General features: G+C 71.1%; 5 protein-coding genes. All 5 read right to left on the reverse strand.

Annotated elements, in window-relative coordinates:
* Positions 1-57 precede the first annotated feature (57 nt).
* Positions 58-1,158, reverse strand: coding sequence for an o-succinylbenzoate synthase (gene menC / locus ACWF94_RS34310; RefSeq protein WP_453497713.1), 1,101 nt, complete (start codon positions 1,156-1,158; stop codon positions 58-60).
* Positions 1,155-1,997: a GNAT family N-acetyltransferase gene (locus ACWF94_RS34315; RefSeq protein ID WP_453497716.1), complete on the reverse strand. Its 843-nt coding sequence runs from the start codon at positions 1,995-1,997 to the stop codon at positions 1,155-1,157. Before ACWF94_RS34315 ends, menC begins: the two co-directional genes overlap by 4 nt.
* The gene (locus ACWF94_RS34320) at positions 1,994-3,106 is read right to left on the reverse strand and encodes a M20 family metallopeptidase (RefSeq protein WP_453497719.1); all 1,113 of its coding nucleotides are present in this window, start codon (positions 3,104-3,106) and stop codon (positions 1,994-1,996) included. The genes ACWF94_RS34315 and ACWF94_RS34320 overlap by 4 nt, the downstream gene beginning before the upstream one ends.
* Positions 3,107-3,150: 44 nt before the next feature.
* Entirely contained in the window at positions 3,151-4,188 is a 1,038-nt protein-coding gene (locus ACWF94_RS34325) for a dipeptidase (protein WP_453497721.1), read from the reverse strand.
* Positions 4,189-4,244: 56 nt separating this feature from the next.
* Positions 4,245-4,529, reverse strand: a 285-nt coding sequence (locus ACWF94_RS34330; protein ID WP_453497724.1) for a hypothetical protein, incomplete at its 5' end; no start/stop codon positions are given.

Genomic DNA, 4,529 nt, shown 5'->3' on the forward strand with positions numbered 1-4,529 from the left:
GTCCGGGGACCGGGCACACGGCTTCGCGCGGGAGGGTTCTCAGCGATTCTCAGCGGGTCACAGGGCGATCCATTCACTGGCCGTGGTGACCTCGTCGAGGAAGTCACGGTTCGGTTCCACGCCGGTGCCGGGCCCGGTGGGCACGTCGAGGTGGCCGTCGACCAGCTCGAAGGGGGCGGTGATATCGGTGGCGTAGTAGCGGTTGGAGCCGGAGGTGTCTCCGGGGAGGGTGAACCCGGGGAGGGCGGCGAGCGCGACATTGGCGGCGCGGCCGATGCCGGTCTCCAGCATGCCGCCGCACCAGACGGCGACGCCGTGTGCCCGCGCCATGTCGTGGATACGGCGGGATTCGAGGTAGCCGCCGACACGGCCGGGCTTGATGTTGATGATCGAGCAGGAGCCCAGCGAGATGGCGGCCGCCGCGTGCGCGGCGGAGTCGATCGACTCGTCCAGGCAGATGGGGGTCCTGAGCCGCCGGGCGAGCTGGGCGTGCTGGACGAGATCGTCGTCGGCGAGGGGCTGTTCGATGAGCAGCAGCCCGAGGCCGTCGAGACCTTCCAGATGGCGTGCGTCGGCCAGGGTGTAGGCGGCGTTGGCGTCGACCTGAAGGATGAAGTCGTCGCCGAAGCGTTCGCGTACGGCGGTGACGGGGGCGATGTCCCAGCCGGGGGCGATCTTCAGCTTGATACGGATGTAGCCCTCGGCGATGAATCCCTCGACGGTGTCGAGGAGTTGCGGGATGGAGTCCATGATGCCGACCGACACACCGCTGGGCACCCGGTCCTTGGTGGCGCCGAGGTAGGAGGCGAACGACTCCCCGGCTGCGCGGAGCTGGGCGTCGAGGATCGCGGTCTCCAGAGCCGCCTTGGCCATCCGGTGGCCCTTGAAGGGCTCCATCGCGTGCCCGGCCCTGTTGGCGTCCACGTCGCGGGGGAGCGCCGGGATGAGGAAGCGGCGCAGGACTTCGGCGGCGCCGTCGACGTGCTCGGGGTTGTATCGGGGCTCCGTCATGGCGACGCACTCGCTCCAGCCCTCGCTGTCGGGGGTCTCCACCCGCAGCAGCAGGACGTCGCGGTCGTGTTCGACGCCGAACGAGGTCCGGAAAGGGGCCTTCAGCGGCATCGCGATACGGCGAAGTTCGATTCCCTTGATTTTCATCGGTTCTGCGACTCCAGTGTGTTCGTACGTTCGCGCCGGGACGGGGAGAGCTGCGGATCGAGATCGACCACATAGCCGGTTCTGCCGTGGAAGCGGACGACTCCGGCTCCGTCGGCGAGCAGGCCGCCGAGCACCTCGCGGACCGCGAGCCGCCAGGCGGTCGCGGCGGCCGGACAGGTCCGGCGCAGGGTTTCGATGTCACTCGGCAGACCGACCAGCACGACGCGCTCGTCCGTGCTGTGCAGCTGCGGGTGTCCGTCCTCCCGCTGGGTGAGGACGGGTGCGGGCGGCTCGCCGGCGCTCCCGGCCGGTACGGCGGCGGTGGCCCGCTCCTCGTCGATACGCCAGACGGCCAGGACCCGGTCCGAGTCGTCGGCGCCGTTGATCCCGTCCTGCATCGGGCCGTAGAAGGCGGTGTGGTACTCCTCCAGCGTGGCGCCGAGTTTGGACAGGTTGAAGTACGCGTTGCGGCGGACCAGCGGGTCGAAGGTCCAGGTGATCCGGTTCAGCCCGCGGGCGAGCGCCCAGGCGCGCTGATGGTGTTTGAGGGCGAAGCCGATACCGCGGCTCTCGCTGACACCCGTGACATGGGAGTGCAGCGCCTGTCCCGGCGGCGCGGCGAGAAAGGCGACCGACGCGCCGACCATCCGGCCGCCCCGGTAGGCCCCCGTCACATAGTTGCCGGAGTGGGAGAGCGCGCGGATCAGCTCGACGCTGATCGGTCCGCCCCCAGGACCGGTCTGCCAGACGGCACCGAAGAGCGCGTCGATCTCCCGGAACTCTTCGAGTTCGCGCACCTCGCGGATGACCAGCTCGGCCTCGTCGTCGTTCGCGTTCATGGCAGTACCGCCCTGATGAGTTCGGCGAGCAGGGCGGTCCGCACCGGCATATGGGCGACGACGATGTGTTCGTCGTCGGCGTGTGCTCCGCCGCCGACGGCGCCCAGGCCGTCGAGGGTGGGGCAGCCCACGCCGGCGGTGAAGTTGCCGTCGGACGCGCCGCCGACCGCCGCCTCCCGCAGCGGCTCCATACCGAGGCGGATGGCGGCGTCCTGTGCGAGGCCGAAGAGCCGGGCCGATGACGCCGCCTCCAGCGGCGGCCGGTTGGGCCCGCCGTCGATGTCGACCACGGCGCCGGGGGTGCGGACGGGCAGGGCGCGGATCAGTTCGTCCACCCGCCCCTGCGCCGCCACGGTGGGGACACGGACATCCACGGAGACGGTCGCGAGGGGCGGGACGGTGTTCCCGGTGGTCCCCGCCGACACCAGGGTCGGGGTGATGCTGGTGGAGGTCGGACCGTACCGGGGCAGGCCCTCGTTCACCACGGCGCCGAGACCCTCGACAGCGAGGATCTGATGGGCCGCCTCGACGGCCGCGTTCACCCCCTTCTCGGGGTCGAGACCGGAGTGGGCGGCCCGGCCCCGTACGGTGATCTCGTACCAGGACACCCCCTTGCGGGCGGTCTTCAGCGCCCCGCCGTCGGCGGACGCCTCCAGCACCAGCGCGGCGGCGCACCCGCGCGCGGACTCCTCGATCAGCTCGCGGGAGGTGGCCGAGCCGACCTCCTCGTCACCGGTGATCAGGACACAGATGCCGTCCAGGGACGGCAGCGAGGCGAGGGCGTGGAAGATCTGCACCAGACCGGCCTTCATGTCGAAGACACCGGGCCCCCGGGCGATGCCGTCCGCCACGGACCACGGATGGGTGGCCAGCGAGCCCATCGGCCACACGGTGTCGTGGTGACCGATGAGCAGGACCCGGGGTGTGCCGAAGGTCCAGCGCAGATGCGACACCCCGCCGATGACCAGGGTCTCGGGGGCGGTCCCCAGCAGGCGCGCGCCCTGGGCCGCGACGACCGAGGCGCTGCGCGCCACCGCGTGGTGGTCCGCCGAGAAGGATTCGCACTCGACCAGCTCGCGCAGATCGTCCAGCATACGGGGCAGTTTCATGGGGTCCTCCGGGATCGAGGTCGTCACCGGGGGCCGCGGGACGGTCATCGGGGGCGCCCCAGTTCCGCGCGGAACAGCCGGTGCACATTGCCGCCGAGGATCTTGGCGATGTCCTCCTCGGGCAGACCGCGCCGGAAGAGTTCCTCGGTCACCAGGGGCAGCCCGGAGGGTCCGGAGAGTCCCGGCAGGACGGCGAGCGGGTCGATGTCCCCGTACCCGAGGTCCTCACAGCACGGCGGGGTGAGATCGGTGATGACCTCGTACACGAAGTCGGGCCCGAGCCCGACATGGTCGATACCCGCGACGGACACCGCGTGCTCGATATGGTCTCCCAGCCGTTCCACCGTGTGCCCCTTCGGGTCGGCGTCCAGGAACGAGGGGAAGAAGTTGATGCAGATGACGCCGCCGGTGGCGGCGACGCCTCGCAACTGGTCGTCGGTGAGGTTGCGGTGGTGGTCGCGCAGGGCGCGGACGGAGGAGTGGGTGGCCATCAGCGGCCGGGTGGCCAGCTCCAGCGCGTGGGCCACTCCGCCCGCTCCCAGATGGGACACGTCGAAGATCATGCCGAGGCGTTCCATCTCCGCCAGGGCCCGTACGCCGGCCTCGGTGAGGCGCGATCCGGTGGCGTCCTCGCCGCTGCCGTCCGCCAGCGGGGTGCGTCCCCAGTGGGCGATGGAGGCGACCCGTACACCGAGGCGGTAGAGGGTGTGGAACAGTTCCACATCGGCGTCGACGCCGGGTGCGCTCTCCAGCGCCAGGACGAGGGCGATCTTCGACTCCGCGAGCGCGCTGTCGATCTCGTCACCGTCATGGCACAGGGCCACGCTGTCCGGGTTGCCCTCGGCCAGCACATGGGCGGCCTCGATCATGCGCAGGGTGCGGCGCAGGGCTCCCTCGGGCCGGTACGGGTCGTCGATGAAGACCGGCAGGACCTGGATGTCCACACCGCCGGTCCGGAGCTGCGGCAGCCAGCGCTCGCGGAAGAAGTCCGACCAGCGATCCGGACGGCGGGTGGCCACCGCGTCCAGCAGATCGTTGTGTGTATCGGCCACGATGGCGCGTCGGTGAAAATCAGCGGTCACGTCGAAGCCTTCCGATAAGGGGGATGGGCTCCGACGTTACGGTGAGTACGACGGGCTCAGTTCATCCGGAACGACGAAGAAACAGCCGGATTTCGTTCGCTCGCCTGAACGGGCGGTGTGCCGCCGTGCGGAGGCGGCGGGGCCGCCGGGGCCCGCCGGGCGCGCGAGCCGGATCCGGCCTCCTGAGCGCCCTCGTCGCTGGAGGCGCGCATGGCCATCGCGCCGTCCTCGGCGAAGTGCATGGACCGGCGGCACGGGACCGCCCCGCGCGGCGGGCCGCCGCCGGAGCGCCGGCGGGGCGTCATCCGGTCCAGGCCAGGAGTTCGCCGGCGGACCAGGTG

This window comes from Streptomyces sp. NPDC055078 (assembly GCF_053607985.1).

What these genes read in the sequence shown, in the direction of transcription:
- ACWF94_RS34315 (WP_453497716.1), bottom strand. Translation starts at nt 1,997, where the DNA reads ATGAACGCGAACGACGACGAGGCCGAGCTGGTCATCCGCGAGGTGCGC.
- ACWF94_RS34320 (WP_453497719.1), bottom strand. Translation starts at nt 3,106, where the DNA reads ATGAAACTGCCCCGTATGCTGGACGATCTGCGCGAGCTGGTCGAGTGC.
- menC (WP_453497713.1), bottom strand. Translation starts at nt 1,158, where the DNA reads ATGAAAATCAAGGGAATCGAACTTCGCCGTATCGCGATGCCGCTGAAG.